This is a genomic window from Exiguobacterium sp. s157 (genome assembly GCF_018618205.1).
GTDB lineage: Bacteria > Bacillota > Bacilli > Exiguobacteriales > Exiguobacteriaceae > Exiguobacterium > Exiguobacterium chiriqhucha.
This window is the reverse complement of sequence record NZ_JACSLQ010000007.1, coordinates 71339-92615: the sequence shown is the minus strand read 5'-3', so window position 1 is coordinate 92615 and position 21277 is coordinate 71339. Positions and strand designations below refer to the sequence as shown.

Annotated in this window: 21 protein-coding genes and 1 tRNA gene; 20 read left to right on the top strand and 2 right to left on the bottom strand. The window is 53.7% G+C overall.

Going from position 1 to position 21277, the window contains the following annotated elements:
* The 4 genes from whiA to KNP67_RS12900 all read left to right on the top strand — a co-directional run bounded on the left by whiA (position 1) and on the right by KNP67_RS12900 (position 2392).
* On the top strand, positions 1-954 hold the full coding sequence (gene whiA, locus KNP67_RS12915; RefSeq protein WP_029595055.1) for a DNA-binding protein WhiA: 954 nt from the start codon (positions 1-3) through the stop codon (positions 952-954).
* An 87-nt stretch (positions 955-1041) separates the two neighbouring features.
* A complete protein-coding gene (locus tag KNP67_RS12910) occupies positions 1042-1278 on the top strand; it encodes a hypothetical protein (protein ID WP_021065439.1) in 237 nt (78 codons plus the stop codon).
* Between the two features lie 95 nt (positions 1279-1373).
* Positions 1374-1889, top strand: coding sequence for a DUF2179 domain-containing protein (locus KNP67_RS12905; protein ID WP_021065440.1), 516 nt, complete (start codon positions 1374-1376; stop codon positions 1887-1889).
* Positions 1890-1951: 62 nt separating this feature from the next.
* Complete coding sequence (locus KNP67_RS12900; RefSeq protein WP_029595056.1) at positions 1952-2392, top strand: hypothetical protein; 441 nt, start codon at positions 1952-1954, stop codon at positions 2390-2392.
* Between the two features lie 39 nt (positions 2393-2431).
* Here the strand turns inward: KNP67_RS12900 and clpP are convergent, their stop codons facing one another.
* Together clpP and KNP67_RS12890 are read right to left on the bottom strand one after the other, a co-directional pair.
* Positions 2432-3007, bottom strand: a complete 576-nt coding sequence (gene clpP, locus KNP67_RS12895) for an ATP-dependent Clp endopeptidase proteolytic subunit ClpP (protein WP_021065442.1) — start codon at positions 3005-3007, stop codon at positions 2432-2434.
* 154 nt (positions 3008-3161) lie between these two features.
* Positions 3162-3234, bottom strand: a tRNA-Arg gene (locus KNP67_RS12890).
* Between the two features lie 123 nt (positions 3235-3357).
* Between KNP67_RS12890 and KNP67_RS12885 the strand changes: the two genes are divergently transcribed.
* The 16 genes from KNP67_RS12885 (at position 3358) to rnr (ending at position 21276) form a co-directional block, all read left to right on the top strand.
* Positions 3358-4500, top strand: a complete 1143-nt coding sequence (locus KNP67_RS12885) for an RNA polymerase factor sigma-54 (protein ID WP_029595057.1) — start codon at positions 3358-3360, stop codon at positions 4498-4500.
* A gap of 1 nt (position 4501) precedes the next feature.
* Entirely contained in the window at positions 4502-4759 is a 258-nt protein-coding gene (locus KNP67_RS12880) for a glutaredoxin family protein (RefSeq protein WP_021065444.1), read from the top strand.
* Between the two features lie 109 nt (positions 4760-4868).
* Positions 4869-5897: a sugar-binding transcriptional regulator gene (locus KNP67_RS12875; RefSeq protein ID WP_021065445.1), complete on the top strand. Its 1029-nt coding sequence runs from the start codon at positions 4869-4871 to the stop codon at positions 5895-5897.
* Between the two features lie 59 nt (positions 5898-5956).
* The gene (gap, locus tag KNP67_RS12870; RefSeq protein WP_021065446.1) at positions 5957-6964 is read left to right on the top strand and encodes a type I glyceraldehyde-3-phosphate dehydrogenase; all 1008 of its coding nucleotides are present in this window, start codon (positions 5957-5959) and stop codon (positions 6962-6964) included.
* A gap of 98 nt (positions 6965-7062) precedes the next feature.
* Complete coding sequence (locus tag KNP67_RS12865) at positions 7063-8247, top strand: phosphoglycerate kinase (protein WP_131472331.1); 1185 nt, start codon at positions 7063-7065, stop codon at positions 8245-8247.
* An 18-nt stretch (positions 8248-8265) separates the two neighbouring features.
* A complete protein-coding gene (gene tpiA, locus KNP67_RS12860; RefSeq protein ID WP_021065448.1) occupies positions 8266-9018 on the top strand; it encodes a triose-phosphate isomerase in 753 nt (250 codons plus the stop codon).
* Entirely contained in the window at positions 9019-10557 is a 1539-nt protein-coding gene (gene gpmI, locus KNP67_RS12855) for a 2,3-bisphosphoglycerate-independent phosphoglycerate mutase (RefSeq protein WP_021065449.1), read from the top strand. It begins immediately after the preceding gene.
* Positions 10558-10594: 37 nt separating this feature from the next.
* On the top strand, positions 10595-11887 hold the full coding sequence (gene eno, locus KNP67_RS12850) for a phosphopyruvate hydratase (protein ID WP_021065450.1): 1293 nt from the start codon (positions 10595-10597) through the stop codon (positions 11885-11887).
* Positions 11888-12270: 383 nt separating this feature from the next.
* Positions 12271-13068, top strand: coding sequence for an aminoglycoside phosphotransferase family protein (locus KNP67_RS12845; RefSeq protein WP_214756741.1), 798 nt, complete (start codon positions 12271-12273; stop codon positions 13066-13068).
* A gap of 256 nt (positions 13069-13324) precedes the next feature.
* Positions 13325-14206 (top strand): UTP--glucose-1-phosphate uridylyltransferase GalU, encoded by an 882-nt coding sequence (galU, locus tag KNP67_RS12840; protein ID WP_021065453.1) that lies wholly within the window; start codon positions 13325-13327, stop codon positions 14204-14206.
* 21 nt (positions 14207-14227) lie between these two features.
* Positions 14228-15436, top strand: coding sequence for a glycosyltransferase family 4 protein (locus KNP67_RS12835; RefSeq protein ID WP_251130877.1), 1209 nt, complete (start codon positions 14228-14230; stop codon positions 15434-15436).
* Positions 15433-16773 (top strand): glycosyltransferase, encoded by a 1341-nt coding sequence (locus KNP67_RS12830; protein WP_214756739.1) that lies wholly within the window; start codon positions 15433-15435, stop codon positions 16771-16773. The genes KNP67_RS12835 and KNP67_RS12830 overlap by 4 nt, the downstream gene beginning before the upstream one ends.
* 55 nt (positions 16774-16828) lie before the next feature.
* Positions 16829-17716: a YitT family protein gene (locus KNP67_RS12825; RefSeq protein ID WP_021065456.1), complete on the top strand. Its 888-nt coding sequence runs from the start codon at positions 16829-16831 to the stop codon at positions 17714-17716.
* 73 nt (positions 17717-17789) lie between these two features.
* Positions 17790-18014: a preprotein translocase subunit SecG gene (secG, locus tag KNP67_RS12820; protein ID WP_012726902.1), complete on the top strand. Its 225-nt coding sequence runs from the start codon at positions 17790-17792 to the stop codon at positions 18012-18014.
* 102 nt (positions 18015-18116) lie between these two features.
* Complete coding sequence (locus tag KNP67_RS12815; protein ID WP_138859079.1) at positions 18117-18857, top strand: alpha/beta hydrolase; 741 nt, start codon at positions 18117-18119, stop codon at positions 18855-18857.
* A gap of 16 nt (positions 18858-18873) precedes the next feature.
* Entirely contained in the window at positions 18874-21276 is a 2403-nt protein-coding gene (gene rnr / locus KNP67_RS12810) for a ribonuclease R (RefSeq protein ID WP_214756736.1), read from the top strand.
* Position 21277: the final 1 nt, after the last annotated feature.

Genomic DNA, 21277 nt, shown 5'->3' with positions numbered 1-21277 from the left:
ATGAGCTTTGCCTCTGACGTCAAAAAAGAACTGACGCAACTCGAAGTGACCGATGCCGAGGCGAAAGCGGAACTGTCCGCGCTCGTCCGGATGAACGGGGTCATCTCGCTCGCCTTAGGGCGGGGGATGACGCTCGACGTCTCGACCGAGAACGCCGCCATCGCACGCCGAATCTATTCCCTCATGAAACGGCTGTACGACCATCATCTTGATTTGTTCGTACGGAAGAAAATGCGGTTAAAGAAGAACAACGTCTATATCGTCCGGGTCGCCCAGCGCGCCGAGACGATGTTGAAGGACCTCGAGATTCTCGGGGAGAATTACGAGATGATTCGGACGCTCAACTCGGATATGACGCGCGACGAGAACCTCGCCCGAGCGTATTTGCGCGGGTCGTTCCTTGCCGGCGGGTCGATCAACCATCCGAAGACGTCGTCGTATCACCTCGAGGTGTACAGCCTGTACGAGAACCATAACCAGGCGCTCCGGGACCTCGCCAACCGCTTCGGCTTGAACGCGAAGACGCTCGAGCGGAAGAAAGGGCATATTCTCTACATTAAAGAGAGCGAGAAAATCTCGGACTTTCTGAAACTTGTCGGGGCGACGCGCGGCATGCTCGACTTCGAGGACGCGCGCATCATCAAGGACATGCGCAACTCCGTCAACCGGCTCGTCAACTGTGAGACGGCGAACTTGAACAAGACCGTCGGGGCGGCACTCCGCCAAGTCGAGAACATCAAGTTCCTCGAGCGCACGGTCGGACTCGAAATCTTGCCGGTCAAACTCCGGGAAATTGCCGAGCTACGGGTCACCCATCAAGACGTCTCGCTCCAAGAACTCGGCGAGATGCTCGAGACGGGACCGATCTCGAAGTCAGGAATCAACCACCGGCTCCGTAAAATCGATCAGATCGCGGACAAGGTGCGCAACGGTGAAGAAATCAGCTCATCGTGACGTTGGTTGCGCCAAAACCATTCTTCCTATATAATTAGCAATTGTGTATAGGACTTTAGAAATGTAACTTAAAGGAGCTTCATGATTATGTCGAATGCAAAGAAAAGAATCTCGCTCACGATTGACGCTGACTTAGACCAGGTCATCACGGAGCGTGCGAAACAAATCGGGATCCCGAAAAGCGCCCTCGTCACGTTCGCGACAAGCCTCTTCCTCAACCAATTGCGGGCGGAAGAAGTACTGTCAGGCGACACGAATGCCATCTATCAGGTCATCCGTAAAGACTATGAACTGCTCACGAGCGTTGATAACTTAGACAAATAATTGCGAAAGGCTGACTCCGGTCAGCCTTTTTTGGTTGCATCCGGCCCTGAAATTTGAAATAGTGGTTGTATTGAATTCGAATGGAGGTCGTTCCAATGGGGCAAATCTTGCTCATCCTAGTATTACAACTCGTCTATGTACCGGTGCTGACGCTTCGTACCATCATGCTCGTCAAAGGAAAAACGATGATTGCGGGGCTGTTCGGTACGCTTGAGACGCTTATCTATATCTTCGCGCTCGGCATCGTGTTCCAAGATTTGACGACGCTCGGGATGATCGTCTATGCGGTCGGCTTCGGACTTGGGATTCTCGTCGGCGGTTACGTCGAGCGGAAACTTGCGATCGGCTACAATATGATTCAAGTCCACACACAAGAGTTCCCGGCCGAGCTCATCCAGAAGATGCGCGACAGCGGCTACGGGGTGACGCACTACCAAGGGCAGGGACGTGACGGCATCCGCTATCGTCTCGATGTCTTGGCAGCGCGGACACGGATGAAGGATTTGCGCCAGATGGTCGAGGAGTATGAGCCGAAGGCGTTCCTCGTCGCATTCGATCCGATTGACTTTAAAGGCGGCTATATGATGAAAGGGCTCCGACGCCCGAAATGAACGGGACGACTCACGGAAGTGGGTCGTTTTTTCGTGGAACGGGGAATACAAGAACAAAGGAGATGAGCGGGTTGAGACGAAAAGGGTTATGGATCGTCGTGGTTGGGTTGATTCTCGTCGGCGGCGCGTTGTTGGCCACCTCGTTTTGGAAGTCGGAGTCCTCGATCAAACCGCCGCTCCCGACGGTCCGGGTCGGGTCGGTGACGGCCGAAGTGAAGCAGTCGACGTTCTGCTGGTCCAATGGGGGCGAGGCGGTATGTGAAGACCACGGGTTGCCGGAAGCGGACGACTTGCAGCTCGTGCCCGTCGAACCGGGTGCCGAGATTGATGTCGAGTTCCATGCCGAGCCGTCGAACGTCTCGTTCCATCAAATCATCGACGGGGAGCTCGTACGGTCTGAACCCGTCGTGCCTGACGAACCGGGCGTTTATGTATTCGAGACGGGCGGGGATTGGCCGCAAGGCGATAGCCGCTATGTATTCGGGGTCGAGGTCAAAGAGTAAACAAAAACCCCATTCTCCGAGGAGAATGGGGTTGCGTCATTAACGCGTCATGACTTTGTCGATGAGACCGTAGTCTTTCGCTTGTTCAGCTGACATGAAGTAGTCGCGCTCTGTGTCGCGCTCGATCACTTCAAGCGGCTGGCCAGTGTTGTCGGCCATGATTTGGTTCAATTTCTCACGCATCTTGATGATGCGCTCGGCATGGATTTTGATATCCGATGCTTGACCTTGCGTACCGCCGAGCGGTTGGTGAATCATGATTTCCGCGTTTGGAAGCGCGAAGCGTTTGCCTTGTTCACCGGCTTGGAGCAAGAAGGCACCCATCGATGCGGCCATTCCGATACAAATCGTCGACACGTTCGGCTTGATGAAGTTCATCGTGTCATAAATCGCCATTCCGGAAGTGATCGAACCACCCGGGCTGTTGATGTAAAGTGAGATGTCCTTATCTGGGTCCTCGGCTGCAAGGAAGAGAAGCTGGGCGACAATCGAGTTGGCGACGTTGTCGTCGATTGCACTTCCGAGCAAGATGATGCGGTCCTTGAGCAAGCGTGAGTAAATATCGTACGCGCGTTCCCCGCGACCTGTTTGTTCGATAACTGTTGGAATTAACATTGAATCTGCCTCCTTTATGTAGGTTGTAAACATATCATACCGCTATAGTCAATGTTGGTCAAACGATAGTCATCGTTTTTGACCTATTCCACGGTTTGACGATTCTAAAACGACAAAAGAGGCCAGGCATATGTTGCCTGACCTCTTGCTATGATACACCCGGAGAGATTCGAACTCCCGACACCTGGCACCGGAAACCAGTGCTCTATCCCCTGAGCTACGGGTGCATGTTCTCTGACACGATTTATTATACATTTGTTTTTTTAAAAAAGCAATCCTGTTCGGCTCACTTTTTTTTGAGCGCGATTTCCCGCTGTTCGTTACAATAAGAAGCGAGAGGGGTGTGACCGATGCAACGGCAAGAACAGCAACAACTTCAAACACAACAGCTGACCCAGGACATGGTTCGGCGGCTGCCGATTCTCGAGGCGGACCGGACCGCGATCGCCTTTCAGCTCGGCCGGTTGGCTCGACGCAATCCATGCATCGCCACGGGGAGCGGTGCGGTCGAATGGGTAGCCGATACGGCGAGTGGGTTCGAGGAGCGATTGTTCGAGCAAATCGAGGAAGGGAGCGGGACTGAGGCCCAGCGCGCGCTCCAGAAACGGCTCGTCCTCGCGCTCGACCATCGTGGTCTGCTACCGGAGAGCGACTTCGTGCTCGCCCATCGTTTCGAGGTCGATGTGGCGGACATTGAGGCGGCGCGCCAGGCGCTCTTGTTTCTAGAACCGACAGGGATTGGGGCGAAGAATGAGCGCGACTGCCAATATCGGCATGCGATTGAACATGACGACCCACTCGTCTTGGACGTGTTCGAGGCGCTCGACGCGAACCTTGATGACATCCCGGGACGACTCGACATCTCGGTTGCTGAGTACGAACGGGCGACGCGTATCGTGGCGACACTCCCGAAGACGCCATTATTATATGAAGGAACCGAACCCGTCGTCCCGGAACTTGAAGTCGTCCGTCGTGACGGTGAGCTCGTGACGACATGGTTCAGCCCGACGCTCGATGCGGCTCGGGTCGGGGACGATCGCGAGGCGAAATGGTGGCACGAGACGCTCGAGATGCGGAACGCGACGCTTAAATCGGTGTGGGCCGTCATCGCCGAACGCCAACGCGATTGGTTGGACGGGAAGCTCGTCTTGCATCCGTTGACGCGAAAAGAAGTCGCCGAACAAATCGGCAAGCACGAGTCGACCGTCGGCCGGGCGATTCAAGGCAAGTACGTGACGACCGAAGGCGGCGTGATGGCGTGGCGTCACTTTTTCGTCCGGGCGACGCACGGGCAATCGCCGTTCATGGTGAAGAAGGCGCTCGCCGAACTGATTCAACAAGAGACGTCGCCGCTGAGCGATGCCGCACTCATGCGCGAGCTGGACCGGCTCGGCTATACGGTGACACGACGGACCGTGGCGAACTATCGGGAGGCGCTCGGTTTTGGAAACTCGCGGGAGCGGGAACGACAACTATGGAAAGGAGGGGACTGACATGGTCCTGACGTTATACCGCCGCGCCAACTGTTCGCTCTGCGAGGAGGCACTCGTCATGCTCGAATGGCTCATGGAAGACTATCCGTTCGAGCTCGAGCAGATCGACATCACCGGCAACGAAGAACTTGAGGCGAAGTACTTGTTTGAGATCCCTGTCGTCTTACACGAGGGGCGTGTCATTAGTCAAGGTCGATACGATGACAGTAAAGTTGAAGATTTTGTTAAGTATACGCTTACATCGAAAAAAAACGTTTGAAGGGGTTGCAAGACGGAAAGGTGATTGATAAGATGAAGTCGTAGCGGTGGGACGCAAATATAAAAGTGGGACGAAAATTGTCCACGCTTTAAGTCGAGGGGGAATGAGTATGATCCAGCAGCTGATTCAAGTTCAGAAGCAAATCGTTCCCGACATGCTCGATACGCTCCGACATCGTTACGATATCTTACATTATGTCCGTTTGATGCAGCCGATCGGCCGCAGGACATTGGCCACAAGCCTCGGGCTGACGGAACGAATCCTAAGACGAGAAGTCGACTTCTTGAAAGACCAAGGTCTATTGATGGTCGCTACTCAAGGTATTTCCCTTACGGAATCGGGCCGAAACGTTCTCCGGGACTTGCACGAGGTCATGGGAGAGATCCTAGGCATCTCGGAAGTCGCACGAGAACTCGAGCGCAAACTAGGCGTTCGCCAAGTCGTCATCGTACCGGGTGATTCCGACGAGACGTTCTGGGTCCAGCGAGATATCGGTCGGGCCGCCGTCACGCAACTGAAAGCGCGACTGGCACCGGACGACAATATCATCGCGGTCACAGGCGGGACGACGATGGCATCGGTTGCGGCCATGATGTCGCCCGATAAAAAAGAACGGCCGATGCATTTCGTGCCAGCACGCGGCGGACTCGGAGAAACGCTCGAGTTACAGGCGAACACCGTCTGTTCTCGGATGGCCGACCGGGCCCATGCCGACTATCATTTACTCCACATTCCGGACGAGGTATCGCAAGAGACGTTCGAGCGGATGGTGGAGGAACCTAGCATTAAAAATGTACTGGAAATGATTAGAGCGGCGCGAATTGTGGTACATGGAATTGGTGAGGCGGAAACGATGGCGAAACGCCGTCATGCGTCACCAGAGCATTTGCGGATGATCGAACGGCACGATGCCGTCGCCGAAGCGTTCGGATATTATTTCAACGCGGAAGGTGAAATCGTGCACCGGGTCAAGACGGTCGGGATCCAATTGGAGGAGCTCGACGACATGGACACCGTCATCGCTGTCGCCGGAGGAAAGTCGAAGGCACAGGCGATCGCCGCATATGCGAAACACACGCCGAACATCATCCTCGTCACAGACGAAGGTGCGGCGACAGAATTATTAACTCGTTATTAAAGAGTTGACCCCCGTTGGCTCTTCAATAAATAGCTTCTACCCTAAGGAGGAAATTAACTATGGCAGTAAAAGTTGGTATTAACGGATTTGGACGTATTGGTCGTTTGGCATTCCGCGAGATCATCAAAAACGAAGGAATCGAAGTTGTTGCAATCAACGACTTGACTGACACGAAGATGCTTGCTCACCTTCTCAAGTACGACACGACTCAAGGTCGTTTCGACGGAGACGTTGAAGTACACGACGATCACTTCCTCGTAAACGGCGAGAAAGTCATCACACTTGCTAACCGTAACCCAGAAGAACTTCCATGGGGCGAGCTCGGTGTTGACATCGTACTCGAATGTACTGGATTCTTCACAGACAAAGAAAAAGCGGAGCTTCACTTGAAAGCTGGCGCGAAAAAAGTTGTCATCTCGGCTCCAGCTACAGGTGATATGAAGACTGTCGTTTATAACACAAACCACGACATCCTCGATGGTACAGAGACAGTAATCTCTGGTGCTTCATGTACGACAAACTGCTTGGCGCCAATGGCTAAAGTTCTCCAAGACCAGTTCGGAATCATCGAAGGTCTTATGACAACAATCCACGCTTACACAGGCGACCAAAACACGCTTGACGCTCCACACCCGAAAGGCGACTTCCGTCGTGCGCGTGCGGCAGCAGCTAACATCGTACCGAACACAACTGGTGCGGCTAAAGCAATCGGCCTCGTTATCCCAGAACTTCAAGGTAAACTTGACGGTGCGGCACAACGTGTACCAGTTGCTACAGGTTCACTCACAGAGCTCGTAACAGTTCTTGAGAAAACTGTATCTGTTGACGAAATCAACGCAGCAATGAAAGCAGCAGCGAACGAGTCTTACGGTTACACTGAAGACGAAATCGTATCTTCTGACATCGTCGGAATCACTTACGGTTCACTCTTCGATGCAACACAAACTAAAGTAATGACAGTTGGCGACAAGCAACTCGTTAAGACAGTTTCTTGGTACGACAACGAAATGTCTTACACTGCACAATTGGTTCGCACACTCAAGCACTTCGCTGAAATCGCGAAGTAAGTTCGTGAACTAAATAGAATCAAATAGGAGCGGAAACAAGAGATTGTTCTCCGCTCTATTTATGAAATTGACACGCACGACATATGGAGGCGAAGGTTATGAACAAACAGTCTATTCGTGACATCGATGTAAAAGGGAAACGCGTCTTTTGCCGCGTTGACTTCAACGTTCCACTCAAAGATGGCGTCATTCAAGATGAAACGCGGATTCAAGCGGCACTTCCAACGATCAAGCACTTGATCGACGGCGGCGCGAAAGTCATTTTGGCGAGCCACCTCGGCCGTCCAAAAGGCGAGAAGAACCTCGAGTTCTCACTCGCACCGGTCGCTACACGTCTCGCTGAACTTCTCGGCAAAGAAGTACCCCTCGTCGAAGAGGCGTACGGTCCAGTCGCAGAAGAAGCCGTTTCAAAACTTGGTGAAGGTGACGTCGTCGTTCTCGAGAACGTCCGTTTCTACCCTGGTGAAACGAAAAACGATCCAGAACTCGCGAAAGGTTTCGCGGCACTCGCTGATATCTTCGTCAACGACGCGTTCGGTGCGGCTCACCGTGCCCACGCTTCGACAGAAGGCATCGCGCACCACGTCGACCACGCGGTTGCTGGTTTCTTGATGGAGAAAGAACTTGAAGTCCTCGGCAAGGCACTCTCGAATCCAGACCGTCCGTTCACGGCGATTATCGGCGGATCGAAAGTTGCTGACAAGATTGGGGTCATCGACCACCTTCTTGACATCGTTGACACACTCATCATCGGTGGCGGTCTCTCGTACACGTTCTCGAAAGCACTCGGGCACGAAGTCGGAACGTCACTCCTTGAAGAAGACAAGCTCGACCTCGCTCGTCAATTCATGAAAAAAGCAGAAGACAAAGGCGTGAAGTTCTTGATGCCGGTCGACTGTGTCATTGCGAAAGAATTCGGCGAAGAGACATACGTCGGACCAGTCGATATCGACTCGATCCCTGCGGATCACATGGGTCTTGATATCGGACCGAAGACAGTCGAAATTTACGCGGAAGCGATTCGCGAATCGAAACTTGTCGTTTGGAACGGACCGATGGGCGTATTCGAACTCGATAAGTACGCTAACGGAACGAAAGGTGTCGCTCAAGCACTCGCAGACAGCGACGCATACTCAATCATCGGTGGTGGTGACTCAGCCGCGGCAGCAGCCAAGTTCGGCCTTGCTGACCAAATGAGCCACATCTCGACTGGTGGCGGCGCTTCACTCGAATTCATGGAAGGCAAGAAACTTCCAGGCGTCGAAGCGTTGAACGACAAGTAAAACAGAGGAGGGTTATCGATGCGTAAACCGATTATTGCAGGTAACTGGAAAATGAACAAAACACTCTCGGAAGCCGTCGCTTTCGTAGAGGAAGTTAAAAACAATATCCCGTCAACGGACAAAGTTGACGCGGCGATTGGTGCACCAGCAGTATTCTTGGCCCCAATGGTAGAAGCGGCTAAAGGATCGAACTTGAAACTCAGTGCACAAAACATGTACGACAAAGACAGCGGGGCATACACAGGCGAAATCAGCCCGGCCATGGTCGCTGACCTCGGCGTGACATATGTCATCCTTGGACACTCAGAGCGTCGCGAATACTTCGGCGAATCAGATGCATTCATCAACAGCAAAACGAAAAAAGCGTTCGAACACGGTCTTACGCCAATCGTTTGTGTCGGTGAGACATTGGAAGAGCGCGAAGGCGGCAAGTTCGAAGAAGTCATCAAGACGCAAGTCGAAGGTGGCCTCGCGGACCTCTCAGCTGACCAAGTCAAACAACTCGTCATCGCGTATGAGCCAGTTTGGGCAATCGGCACTGGTAAATCAGCGGACGAAGCAGATGCGCAAAGCTCATGCAAATATGTTCGTGACGTGGTAAAAGGTCTTTACGGTGAAGACGTGGCGGCTGCGGTTCGCATCCAATACGGCGGTTCTGTAAAACCTGAGAACATCAAGGAGTATATGGCACAAGAAGACATCGACGGCGCACTCGTCGGCGGTGCTTCACTTGAAGCTGCTTCGTTCCTCAAGTTGTTGGAGGCGATTTAAATGGCAAGACCAGTCGCCCTCATCATCTTGGATGGTTTTGGAATGCGGAACGAGACGTTCGGTAATGCGGTCGCTGCGGCGAACAAACCGAACTTCGACCGCTTCTGGGAGCAGTATCCACATACGCTCTTGAACGCGAAAGGCGAGTACGTCGGCCTTCCGGAAGGTCAGATGGGGAACTCGGAAGTCGGTCACTTGAACATCGGTGCCGGCCGGGTCGTCTATCAGTCACTTTCACGCGTCAACAACTCCATCAAAGACCGTTCACTCTTCGACCGCCAGGCGATGAATCACTTGGCCGGACATGTGAAAAAGTATGATTCGAGCCTCCACATCATGGGCCTTGTCTCAGACGGTGGGATTCACTCTCACATCAACCACATGTACGCCATCGTCGAGTTTGCAAAACTTCATGGTATCGAAAAAGTATTCATTCACGCTTTCACGGACGGCCGTGACTGTGATCCGAAATCAGGCGCTGGCTTCCTCGAACAGACGGAAGCGAAGCTCGCTGAACTCGGACTCGGTCAAGTCGCTAGCGTGTCTGGACGTTACTATGCCATGGACCGCGACAACCGTTGGGAACGCGTCGAGAAAGTATACGACGTGCTCGTCAACGCAAAAGGCGAAGTCGGCACGAATGCAGTCGACGTTCTTAAACAGTCGTATGCAGACGGCTTAACGGATGAATTCGTTCTTCCGACGGTCATCGAGAAAGACGGTCAACCGATTGCGACGATTAAAGACAACGACGCAATCATGTTCTTCAACTTCCGTCCGGACCGGGCGATTGAACTTGCGAAAGTGTTCAAAGAGAAGACCGGCTTCAAAGGCTTCGAACTTTCGAGCGCACATCCAGAGAACATCTTACTCGTCTCGATGACGAAATTCTCGGATGAAATCGACACGGACATCGTCTTCCCACCAGAAGATTTGAAAAACACGCTCGGTGAGACTCTCGCCGCGCAAGGGTACAAACAGCTCCGCGCTGCGGAAACTGAGAAATACCCGCACGTCACGTTCTTCTTGAACGGACAACAAGAAACACCGTTCGAAGGTGAAGATCGTTTCCTCGTACCGTCACCGAAAGTGGCAACGTACGACTTGAAGCCAGAAATGAGCGCATACGAGCTCACGGAAGGTCTTCTCGAACGGATCGAATCGGACACGTATGACGCGTATATCATCAACTACGCGAACCCGGACATGGTCGGCCATTCCGGTATGCTCGAACCGACGAAGAAAGCTGTCGAAGTCGTCGACGAATGCCTCGGTAAAGTAGTGGACGCACTCATTGCCAAAGGCGGCGCGGCGATCATCACGGCGGACCACGGGAACGCTGACCTTGTCACGAACCCGGACGGCTCACCAATGACGGCACACACGACGGAACCAGTACCATGTATCGTCACGAAAGAAGGGGTGGAACTGAAACCAGTTCTAGAAGGCGCCTTGTGCGACCTCGCCCCGACGCTCCTTCACCTTCTCGGTGGAGAGCAACCGGCCGAAATGACCGGCACATCAATCGTCACGAAGTAACTCAAAAAACTTTCCAAACAAAAAGGAGCGAATTTTCATGTCAATGATTACAGAAATTTACGCACGCGAGATTTTGGATTCACGCGGTAACCCAACAATCGAAGTAGAAGTCTTCACAGAAGACGGCGGTTTCGGCCGTGCCCTCGTCCCATCAGGCGCATCTACTGGTGAGCACGAAGCAGTAGAACTCCGTGATGGCGACAAGTCACGTTACCTTGGTAAAGGCGTACTCAAAGCCGTTGCTAACGTAAACGACACAATCGCACCAGAACTCATCGGCTACGATGTCTTCGACCAAAACGCACTCGACAAGAAAATGATCGAGCTCGACGGTACGAAAAACAAAGGTAAACTCGGCGCAAACGCGATCCTTGGTGTCTCTATGGCAGCAGCACACGCAGCAGCAGACGAGCTCGGCCTTCCACTTTACACGTACCTCGGTGGATTCAACGCGAAGACGCTTCCAACTCCAATGATGAACATCATCAATGGTGGTTCGCACGCTGACAACAACGTTGACTTCCAAGAGTTCATGATCATGCCTGTTGGCGCGCCAACGTTCCGCGAAGCGCTCCGCATGGGTGCAGAAGTATTCCACGCCCTCAAATCAGTTCTTTCTGGTATGGGTCTTAACACAGCTGTCGGTGACGAAGGTGGTTTCGCACCAAACCTTAAGTCTAACGAAGAAGCGATCACAGTTATCCTTGAAGCGATCGAAAAAGCTGGTTACAAAGCTGGCGAAGACATCTACCTCGCAATGGACGTTGCGTCTTCTGAGTTCTACGACAAGTCGACTGGCAAGTACGAACTCGCTGGCGAAGGCAAGTCAATGACAACTGCTGAGCTCGTAGACTTCTACGCTGAGCTCGTAAGCAAATACCCAATCATCTCAATCGAAGACGGTTGCGACGAAAACGACTGGGACGGCTTCAAATTGCTCACTGACAAAATCGGTGACAAAGTTCAGCTCGTTGGGGATGACCTCTTCGTAACGAACACTGAGAAGCTTGCTGAAGGTATCGAAAAAGGAATCTCGAACTCGATCCTCATCAAAGTTAACCAAATCGGTACGCTCACAGAAACATTCGACGCGATCGAAATGGCTAAAAAAGCTGGTTACACAGCTGTTATCTCACACCGTTCTGGTGAAACAGAAGATGCGACAATCGCGGACATCGCTGTTGCGACAAACGCTGGTCAAATCAAAACTGGTTCGCTCTCGCGTACAGACCGTATCGCGAAGTACAACCAACTTCTCCGCATCGAAGACATGCTCGGCGATGTAGCGAAATACGACGGTATCAAGTCGTTCTACAACCTCAAAAAATAATTGATTGTTTCAGGTCCGCCTCGTGCGGGCCTGTTTTTTTTGTTGGTGGATCAGACGTTCATCAGACGGTGGGACGCTTTCCTGGGGTGATGCGGATGCCTCCGCAGCGCATGCGCGCTTTACGGGGTCATCCTTGCATCACTCTCCCCAAGGAGTCGCCCACCGTCTGATTCAGTCGCGCGCCAATCTATCGTCTTGCAGGATTCGACAATGGGTGTATGTATATTCCGAGATTCGCCTGTCCGCGCGGCAGCGATGCTTTCTGCAGGGAATCTACAGTGCCGCTTGGACGGGGCGCGAACGCTCCGTGTCGAGGCTCATGGTCATCGGTACCCCTTGTTGCGGTATACTGAACGTGACTGATGAAGAGTAGGGGGGATTAGATGGACCGATCAAATGAGCAAGAGGAAAGATTGAGCGGCGGGAACGTATCGATCGTCTATAAAAAGGGGAATCACGTCTATCGGACGCAGAAAGAGGGGAGTGCGAATGTCCATCGCTTGTTAAAGCACTTAGAGGCGAAGGGGATATCGGGCGTGCCGCGATTTATCGGGGTGGATGAACAGGGCCGAGAGGTCTTGACGTACCTCGAAGGCGAGACGGCTGATTATCCGTTGAAAGCCTACATGTGGTCGGATGAGGCGATTCAAGACGCCGCTCGATTGATGCGCCAGCTTCATGACGCGACCACGGATGTCGAGTGGCCATCGGACTGGCAACCGCTCGACGATACGCCAGAACCGTTTGACGTGATTTGCCACAACGACTTTGCCGTCTACAATACGATTTTCCATGACGGCAAAATGGAAGGGGTCATCGACTTTGATTTGGCGGCACCTGGACCACGTGCCTGGGATATCGTCTACGCGCTCTATACGTTCGTTCCGCTCAGCCGGCGTCATCAAGCCGAGTCGGGAGAGGTCGTCCACTATGAGGCGGAGCGCGATGATGTGAGATACAAACGACGAGTCGCGCTCTTCTTAGAAGCGTACGGCTGGGAAGGTTCGACATCGGAGTTGTTGGACATGCTGCTATTGCGGATTGAGGCGCTCTATCGGTTAATCGAACGAAACGCCTCAGAAGGGGACGTCGCTTTCCAAACGATGATGGATGAAGGGCACCACACGCATTATCAAGAAGAATATCGTTTTATCGAGGCGAACGGCAAGAAATGGTTTTGAGAAAGGATGGCAGACGAGGGCTTGCCGACCGTTCATTCCGGGAATAGAGTAGTGTAGGTGAAAGGAGGCGTTCGTCATGATGATCAGCGGTTTTCTCCTTCTTCTCATCGCGCTCGGTGTCGGTGGTTGGTTCCTGTATAAGTATATGGACGACCGGAAATGGTCGTGACGTATGTCACGGCCGTTTTTTTGTGTGCGTGAACGCTAGGAAATTGGGTATAATCATCAGATACAGCATAAAAAAGGAGAGACGTCCATGACACGCGTACGGAAAGCCATCATCCCGGCCGCCGGGCTCGGCACCCGCTTCTTGCCGGCGACGAAAGCGATGCCGAAAGAGATGCTCCCGATCGTCAACAAACCGACGATCCAATTCATCGTGGAAGAAGCCGTCGCTTCCGGCATCGAGGACATCATCATCGTGACCGGGAAGAACAAGCGCGCCATCGAGGACCATTTCGACCGGGCCATCGAGCTCGAACAGAACCTTGAGTCAAAAGGAAAGACCGAACTCCTCGAGTCGGTGCGCCACTCATCGAACCTTGCCAATATCCACTACATACGGCAACAAGAGCCGAAAGGGCTCGGTCACGCGATTTGGTGTGCCCGCAAGTTCATCGGCGACGAACCGTTCGCGGTCCTGCTCGGGGACGATATCATCGAGGCGGATGTGCCGGCGACGAAGCAATTGATTGACCAGTACGAGCAGTATGAGCGTTCGATTATCGGGGTGCAGCGCGTCCCGTATGAAATGACGAATCGATATGGTATAATTGACCCGCTTGCCGTCGAAGGGAAGCTGATTCCGGTCCGGACGTTCGTTGAGAAACCGGCCGTCGGAGAAGCCCCATCGAACCTCGCCATCCTCGGCCGCTACATTTTGACGCCGGACGTCTTCGAGGCGTTGTCGGCGCAAGAAATCGGGACGGGCGGCGAGATCCAACTGACGGACGCCATCGCCCGCTTGAACGAGGTGGAGACCGTCTTCGCCTATGAATTTGACGGGCGTCGCTATGACGTTGGGGAACCGATCGGCTTCATCGAAGCGACGATTGCCCATGCGCTCTGCGACCCAGATTTAAAAGCCAACGTCCACACGCTCTTGAAGCGCTTCGTGGACGAACTCGAACAACAGTAAGGTGTGTTATTTTTGAAAACAATGTTAATGGTCTGTCAAAACTATTATCCGGAAATCGGCAGTGCCGGGAACCGGATGCAAAATATTACGCATCTCATGAAAGAACGCGGTTACGACGTGGAGGTCATCACGGCCGCCCCGTCGTATCCGAACTTCAACTTGTATAAAGACGACCGCTTCTGGAACGACAAGGCGCTCAACAACCAACCGTTCATCAAGCGTCTCATCACGAAGAAACGCAAGCATACGTCGAACATGGTGAGCCGGCTCGCTTTGTTTTTGGAACAGATGATTAAAGGCGTCGCTGCCGTCCAAAAGCTCGACTCGAAACCGGATGTCGTCTTTGCGACGACCCCGTCTTTTTTTATGGCGTTCGTCGGTGTGTATGCGAAACGGAAGTATGGCGTCCCGTTCATCTTGGACGTCCGTGACCTCTGGCCGGAGTCGGTGAAAGGCGTCGGTGTGTTCAAACACGACTGGATGCTCGCCCCGGCGTTTTGGTTTGAGAAGCGGCTCTATAAGGCGGCCGATGAAATCATCATCAACTCGGAAGGGTTCCGCAGCTATCTGCGCCAACGTGGCGTCGACAACGACATGATTCACTATATGCCGAACTCGATTCGAGAGAGCGAGCGCAACCTCGAGCGGACCGTCCCTGAGGACGACCGGATGGAGATTCTGTACGCCGGGAACATGGGCCTCGCCCAAGACGTATCGCTCTTGCTCGAGCTTGCAGAACGATTCCGTGACGAGCCGCGCGTGCATTTCAAGTTGATCGGCTATGGATACCGGAAGAACGAATTGAAAGACATGATTAAAGCCCGCGGTTTCAAGAACTTCCTCTTCCTCGAGGCGATGCCTCGGACGGAGGCGTTCCAAGCCATCAAGAACGCGGACGTCGCGTTCGTCAGCTTGATTGAGCAAGAAGTGTTCGATACGGTCATCCCGGGTAAATTGATTGATTATATGGCGGTCGGTAAACCGATCGTCGCGGCGGTGTCAGGCCATGCGGCGAATGTCATCGAAGCGGCCGAGGTCGGTTACGTGTCACGGAAGCGTGACATCAACGAGATCGAGCTCATGCTCCGGAAACTGCTCGAACGTCCCGACTTACGCGAGAAATACGGCGTGAACGGGATCCGTTATGTGAAAGACAATCTGTGTTGGGAAAACAACATACACGTCCTCGAAGACGTGATAGAAAAAGTAACGATGGAGGAAACACGATGAAGTCAGTATGTATGTTTGTATGGAACCATTTTACGAATGATGCGCGCGTCTTGCGCGAATGCTCGGCGCTCGCCGAGGCGGGCTATGAAGTCGATTTGATCGCGCTCCAAGACCCGAAAAATCCGTCGCTCCCGAAAGAGGAGATGCGTCCGGAAGGATTCCGCGTCATCCGTGTCAAACGTCAGCCGTCGATTCTCGCCAACGGGATGAAGGCGCTCAAATCGGTCCGCACATGGGTCAGCGCGAAGAAGACGCGTCAACTCGGTGCCGGACTCGTCGGCGTAGGACTGCTCGTCCTCGCACCACTGACGATGCTCGGACTCGGTGCGGCAGCGGGTGCGATTTTGTTCCCACCGGTGCGTAAAAACATCGTCAACGCGAGCGCGATGCTCGAGATGGTGTTCACTTCGACGAAGAAGTCGTACGATTTCTATCACGCCAACGACTTGAACACGCTCCCGCAGGCGTTGATCGCCGGGAAACTCGTCAACAAAGGCAAAATCGTCTACGATTCGCACGAAGTCCAGACGGACCGGACCGGTTACGGTTATATCCAAAGTAATCTCGAAGGCTGGCTCTTGCCATACGTCGACTCGATGATGGTCGAGAACCACACGCGCGCGGCGCACAACGAGGAACTCTACGGCTTCTATCCGTACGTGCTCCACAACTATCCGTTCTATCGTCCGCTCGACTTCACGCTCCGCAAAGACTTGCATGCGCTCCTCGACTTGCCGAAAGATGAAAAGATTCTCTTGTATCAAGGCGGCATTCAAGCCGGCCGCGGACTCGAGCAACTCATCCTCGCCGTCAAGGACTTCAACGAAGGCACGCTCGTCATGATCGGGGACGGGAAACTCAAGCCGGTGATTAAACAGATGATCGAGGACGAAGGCGTCAGCGACCGCGTCAAGATGATTGACAAAGTACCGGTCGAGGCGTTACCGTACTATACGATGAACGCGTATCTCGGTTTCCAAGTGTTGAACAACGTCTGCTTCAACCACTACTCGGCGTCATCGAACAAGCTGTTCGAATATTTGATGGCCGAAGTACCGGTCGTCTCATGTGACTTCCCGGAAATCGAACGTGTCGTCGCCGGCAACGACGTCGGTGTCGTCGTCGATTCGCACGACCCACAATCGATCGCCGAAGGCGTCAACCGCCTGCTCGACGACCAAGCACTCTACGCCCGTGTCAAAGAAAACACGAAGACGGCGCGTGAGCAATATAACTGGGATTTGGAAAAAGAGGCACTCTTGAACGTCTACACGAACGTCGTGGACCGCAAGTTGCCGATTATGAAAGACGGTGCGCCAAAGCCAGTTCAACAGTAAGACTTAGACTGCAGCTTTGTGCCGCGGTCTTTTTTATATGGAAGGGGGACAACCAATGAAACGTCAACAACAACATCTATTGCGTCAACAAGTCTGGAAGAAGCTCCAATCGATTTCCTTGAAGGATATCGCCTGGATCGTCGCCGGCTCATTCATTCTCTCGTTCGGGGTGAACTACTTCACCGTTCCGAACGACTTCTCGGAAGGCGGCCTGCTCGGGGTCACCATCATCCTGTACTACATGTTCGGCTGGGACCTCGGGGTCACGTCGATTATCGGGAACGGGATTTTATTCATCGTCGGCTATAAGCTGCTCGACCGCCGGACGATGGTCTATTCGGTCGTCGCCGTCATCGCGACGTCGTTCTTCCTCAGTTTGACCCATGACTGGGGCAGCCCGGCTGAGGACAAACTGCTTGCGGCCGTCTACGCAGGGATTATGATCGGGGTCGGCATCGGCATGGTGCTCCGCGTCGGCGGGACGACCGGAGGCGGGGTCATCATCGCCCGTCTCATGGAGCGCTATTTGCATATGAGCGTCGCTGTGTCGATGTTCATCATCGATGCCATCGTCGTCGGGGCGTCGGGCTTCATCCTCGGGGAACAGATCGTGCTCTATACGTTGATCGCCATCATCATCGGCTCGTGGGTCATCGACCTCGTCGCTGAAGGGCTCAACATCCGCAAGGCTGTCACCATCATCAGCGACAAGCAAGAAGAGCTCGCCGTCGTGTTGACGGAGACGCTAGGCCGCTCGGCGACAATCATCCACGGCCACGGCTACTACACGAAGCAAGATAAGAACATGCTCTATATGATCGTCGACAAGCGCCAAGTAGGTCCACTCAAGAAAATCGTCGAAGTGACAGACCCACGTGCCTTCGTCGTCATTCACCAAGTGAAAGAGGTCATCGGGGAAGGGTTCAGCTACCCGTCCCGATAATTTGAAAGCTGGTGTTTTGACGCCAACTTCTATATAATAAGAAGCGTGTAAAAAGAAGGAGGAACTGACTACTATGCAAACGATCGCTACAATCAGCCTACTCGTCGTGGCTGTTTTATTGATTGTCGTCGTACTGCTCATGTCAGGTCGGTCGCAAGGTCTTGGGGCGATTGCAGGTGGCGCGGAGCAGTTGTTCGGCCGCCAGAAAGCGCGCGGCTTCGACGCTGTTTTGAACCGAACTGCAGCTGTACTAGGCACATTGTTTTTCATTTTAGGATTACTAGTCGCATCACTATGATGAAAGGCTGATCGTTCTCGATTTTCACGTGAGGCGGTCGGCTTTTGTTTTTTTCAATTATTTTTTGGGAATAATGGATTGTATGAGGAGATGACGTTAGCAATGAAGATTACAGCACCGAAACCGTTCTTCTTTGAAGGCGGACCACGTGCCGTGTTGATGTTACATGGCTTTACCGGATCGAGCGCGGATGTCCGCATGCTCGGTCGTTTCCTGCAAAAAGAAGGCTATACGTGTATGGGTCCCCAGTACCGGGGCCATGCCGTCCCGCCGGAAGAATTGCTTCAGTACGGACCGGCGGACTGGTGGGAGGACGTCTTGAACGCCTATCAGTCGTTGAAAGAGAAAGGCTATGAGGAGATTGCCGTCTGTGGCCTCTCGCTCGGCGGCGTCATGTCGCTTCGCCTCGCTTCACAGGAGAACGTCAAAGGCGTCATCCCGATGTGCGCCCCGACTGGAATCGATGCCGAGGATCGGTTATACAAAGGAGTCAAAGCCTACGCTCGAGAATATAAATCTCGAGAAGACAAATCACCTGAACAGATCGAACAGGAGATGGCGGACTTCAAACCGATGCCGACGCTCAAAGATCTCCGTGCCTTCGTCCGTGACACGACGACAAAACTCGAAGATATTTTTGTCCCGGCGCTCGTCGTCCAAGGGGCGAAAGATCAAATGGTCGATCCTGAATCTGCACACGAAATTTACGAGGCGATTAACGCGTTCCAAAAAGAACTGCTCATGTATGAGGAGTCGGGACACGTGATCACGCTCGATAAAGAAAAAGAGAAACTGCACCAGGACGTGCTCGATTTTCTCGAAACGTTAGACTGGTCAGTTTGAAAAAGGAGGTGTCACGTTGAATTTACGTGACCAACTACTAGAAATTATCCAAGCCAGTGATAAAGCACTGACAGTGGACCAGTTGACTGAGCGTCTTGCGCTCGAGTCGACGGATGCTTTTAAAGAACTCATCCGCACCTTGAACACCCTCGAAGAAGAGGGCTTAATCGGCCGCACACGGACGAACCGTTACGGGACGCTCGCCGTGCTCGGCCAAGCAGCGGGAATCATCTCGATTCACCAACGCGGCTTCGGCTTCTTATCGGTCGAAGGCGAGACGGAGGACGTGTTCCTTCCGCCCGACCAATTGAAAGACGTCTACCACGGGGACACGATCCTCGTCAAAAAACGCGAGGACAACCGCGGCAAGACCGAGGGCGTGCTCCTCAAAGTCTTGAAGCGCGGCTTGTCAGAGTTCGTCGGGACGTATACGCTCCCGAGCGGACGCCTCGACCAGTTCGCCTTCATCGAGCCGGATGACAAGCGCATCAACTTCTGGCCGGTCGTCAACCCGGACAAATCGCTCGGTGCCGTCGATGGCCATAAAGTCGTCGTTCGCATCACGAAATATCCGGACGGACGTTTCGCCGGAGCGTGTGACGTCGTCCGCATCATCGGACACAAGAACGACCCAGGCGTCGACATCTTGTCGATCGTCTATAAGCACGGCATCCCGACGGAGTTCCCGGAAGATGTCATCGACCAGGCGAACGCCGTGCCGGACGAGGCCGACGAGAAAGACTTCATGGGCCGTGTCGACCTTCGTAACGAGACGATCTTCACGATTGACGGCGAAGACGCGAAAGACTTGGACGATGCCGTCCACGTCAAGAAACTCGACAACGGCAACTATGAGCTCGGCGTCCATATCGCCGACGTGTCACACTACGTGACGGAAGGGTCACCGCTCGACGTCGAAGCGTTCGAACGGGGGACGAGTGTCTATCTCGTCGACCGCGTCATCCCGATGTTGCCGCACCGTCTCTCGAACGGAATCTGTTCGCTCAACCCGCACGTCAACCGTTTGACGCTCAGCTGTGTCATGGAGATTTCCCCGCAAAACGGGAAGGTCGTCAACCATGAGCTGTTCCCGAGTGTCATCAAGACGACGGAGCGGATGACGTATACGAACGTCCGTGAAATCATCGAACGCGATGACGAAGCGACGCTCGAACGGTACGAGCCGTACATCCCGTTGTTCGACCTGATGGCCGAACTCGCGGAAGTGCTCCGCACGCGCCGTAACTCGCGTGGTGCCATCAACTTCGATTTCGCCGAAGCGAAAGTCGTCGTCGATGAGGAAGGCAAACCAGCCGACATCGTCTTGCGTCCACGCTCGGTCGCCGAGAAGTTGATTGAGGAGTTCATGCTCGCGGCCAACGAGACGGTCGCCGAACACTTCCACAAGATGGACGTGCCGTTCATCTATCGTGTCCACGATAACCCGAAACCGGACAAGCTCGATTTCTTCTTCGATTTCGTCGCGAACTTCGGCGTGCATATCGAACGGTTCAAAGGCCAGAAGGTCGAACCGAAGACCCTTCAGAAGATTTTGAAGGCGATCTCGGGCGAACCGGAAGAGCCGGTCATCAGCACGATCATGCTCCGTTCAATGCAACAGGCGAAGTACGATGACGTCTCGCTCGGTCACTTCGGCCTCGCGACCGACTTCTATACGCACTTCACCTCGCCGATCCGTCGATACCCGGACTTGATCGTCCACCGTCTCATGCGCACGTACGTTTTCAACGGTGATGTGTCTGAGAAGACGATCGCCAAGTATGAGGACCGTCTCGACTCGATCGCCGAACAGGCTTCGAAACGCGAGCGTCGTTCGGTCGATGCCGAACGCGAGACGCAATCCTTGAAGAAAGCCGAGTACATGGAATCACGTCTCGGTGAAGAGTTCGACGGCGTCGTCAGCGGTGTCACGAACTTCGGAATGTTCATCGAGCTCCCGAACACGATTGAAGGACTCGTTCGTCTCCAGTCGATGGATGACTACTACCACTTCGACGAGTCGCAGCTCATGTTGCTCGGCGAGCGGACGAAACGTCAGTTCCGCATCGGTGACGCGGTGCGCGTCAAGGTCGACGCCGTCAACTTGGACGAGCGCACGATCGACTTCACCGTCGTCGGCATGCCGAAACGGGAACAGTCGCGCCGTCGCCAACCGACGACGATTAAAGCGACGGAAGGTCGTCCAAAGAAAGACGACAAAAAAGGCCGCGGCCGTGACGACAAACGTCCGAAGCGCGGCAAGCCGGGTAAACCAGGGAAACCAGGTCAAGCCGGCAAACCGTCCAAACCAGGCGAGAAGCCGAAGACGTCGCAAGGACGCTCGGCACTCGACTTGAAGAAGAAAGACGGTCAAAAACGAACAGGCGACGCCAAACGCGGAGCGAAGAAGCGTCGTTGAT

What these genes read in the sequence shown, in the direction of transcription:
- whiA (WP_029595055.1), top strand. Translation starts at nt 1, where the DNA reads ATGAGCTTTGCCTCTGACGTCAAAAAAGAACTGACGCAACTCGAAGTG.
- KNP67_RS12910 (WP_021065439.1), top strand. Translation starts at nt 1,042, where the DNA reads ATGTCGAATGCAAAGAAAAGAATCTCGCTCACGATTGACGCTGACTTA.
- KNP67_RS12905 (WP_021065440.1), top strand. Translation starts at nt 1,374, where the DNA reads ATGGGGCAAATCTTGCTCATCCTAGTATTACAACTCGTCTATGTACCG.
- KNP67_RS12900 (WP_029595056.1), top strand. Translation starts at nt 1,952, where the DNA reads ATGAGCGGGTTGAGACGAAAAGGGTTATGGATCGTCGTGGTTGGGTTG.
- clpP (WP_021065442.1), bottom strand. Translation starts at nt 3,007, where the DNA reads ATGTTAATTCCAACAGTTATCGAACAAACAGGTCGCGGGGAACGCGCG.
- KNP67_RS12885 (WP_029595057.1), top strand. Translation starts at nt 3,358, where the DNA reads ATGCAACGGCAAGAACAGCAACAACTTCAAACACAACAGCTGACCCAG.
- KNP67_RS12880 (WP_021065444.1), top strand. Translation starts at nt 4,502, where the DNA reads ATGGTCCTGACGTTATACCGCCGCGCCAACTGTTCGCTCTGCGAGGAG.
- KNP67_RS12875 (WP_021065445.1), top strand. Translation starts at nt 4,869, where the DNA reads ATGATCCAGCAGCTGATTCAAGTTCAGAAGCAAATCGTTCCCGACATG.
- gap (WP_021065446.1), top strand. Translation starts at nt 5,957, where the DNA reads ATGGCAGTAAAAGTTGGTATTAACGGATTTGGACGTATTGGTCGTTTG.
- KNP67_RS12865 (WP_131472331.1), top strand. Translation starts at nt 7,063, where the DNA reads ATGAACAAACAGTCTATTCGTGACATCGATGTAAAAGGGAAACGCGTC.
- tpiA (WP_021065448.1), top strand. Translation starts at nt 8,266, where the DNA reads ATGCGTAAACCGATTATTGCAGGTAACTGGAAAATGAACAAAACACTC.
- gpmI (WP_021065449.1), top strand. Translation starts at nt 9,019, where the DNA reads ATGGCAAGACCAGTCGCCCTCATCATCTTGGATGGTTTTGGAATGCGG.
- eno (WP_021065450.1), top strand. Translation starts at nt 10,595, where the DNA reads ATGTCAATGATTACAGAAATTTACGCACGCGAGATTTTGGATTCACGC.
- KNP67_RS12845 (WP_214756741.1), top strand. Translation starts at nt 12,271, where the DNA reads ATGGACCGATCAAATGAGCAAGAGGAAAGATTGAGCGGCGGGAACGTA.
- galU (WP_021065453.1), top strand. Translation starts at nt 13,325, where the DNA reads ATGACACGCGTACGGAAAGCCATCATCCCGGCCGCCGGGCTCGGCACC.
- KNP67_RS12835 (WP_251130877.1), top strand. Translation starts at nt 14,228, where the DNA reads ATGTTAATGGTCTGTCAAAACTATTATCCGGAAATCGGCAGTGCCGGG.
- KNP67_RS12830 (WP_214756739.1), top strand. Translation starts at nt 15,433, where the DNA reads ATGAAGTCAGTATGTATGTTTGTATGGAACCATTTTACGAATGATGCG.
- KNP67_RS12825 (WP_021065456.1), top strand. Translation starts at nt 16,829, where the DNA reads ATGAAACGTCAACAACAACATCTATTGCGTCAACAAGTCTGGAAGAAG.
- secG (WP_012726902.1), top strand. Translation starts at nt 17,790, where the DNA reads ATGCAAACGATCGCTACAATCAGCCTACTCGTCGTGGCTGTTTTATTG.
- KNP67_RS12815 (WP_138859079.1), top strand. Translation starts at nt 18,117, where the DNA reads ATGAAGATTACAGCACCGAAACCGTTCTTCTTTGAAGGCGGACCACGT.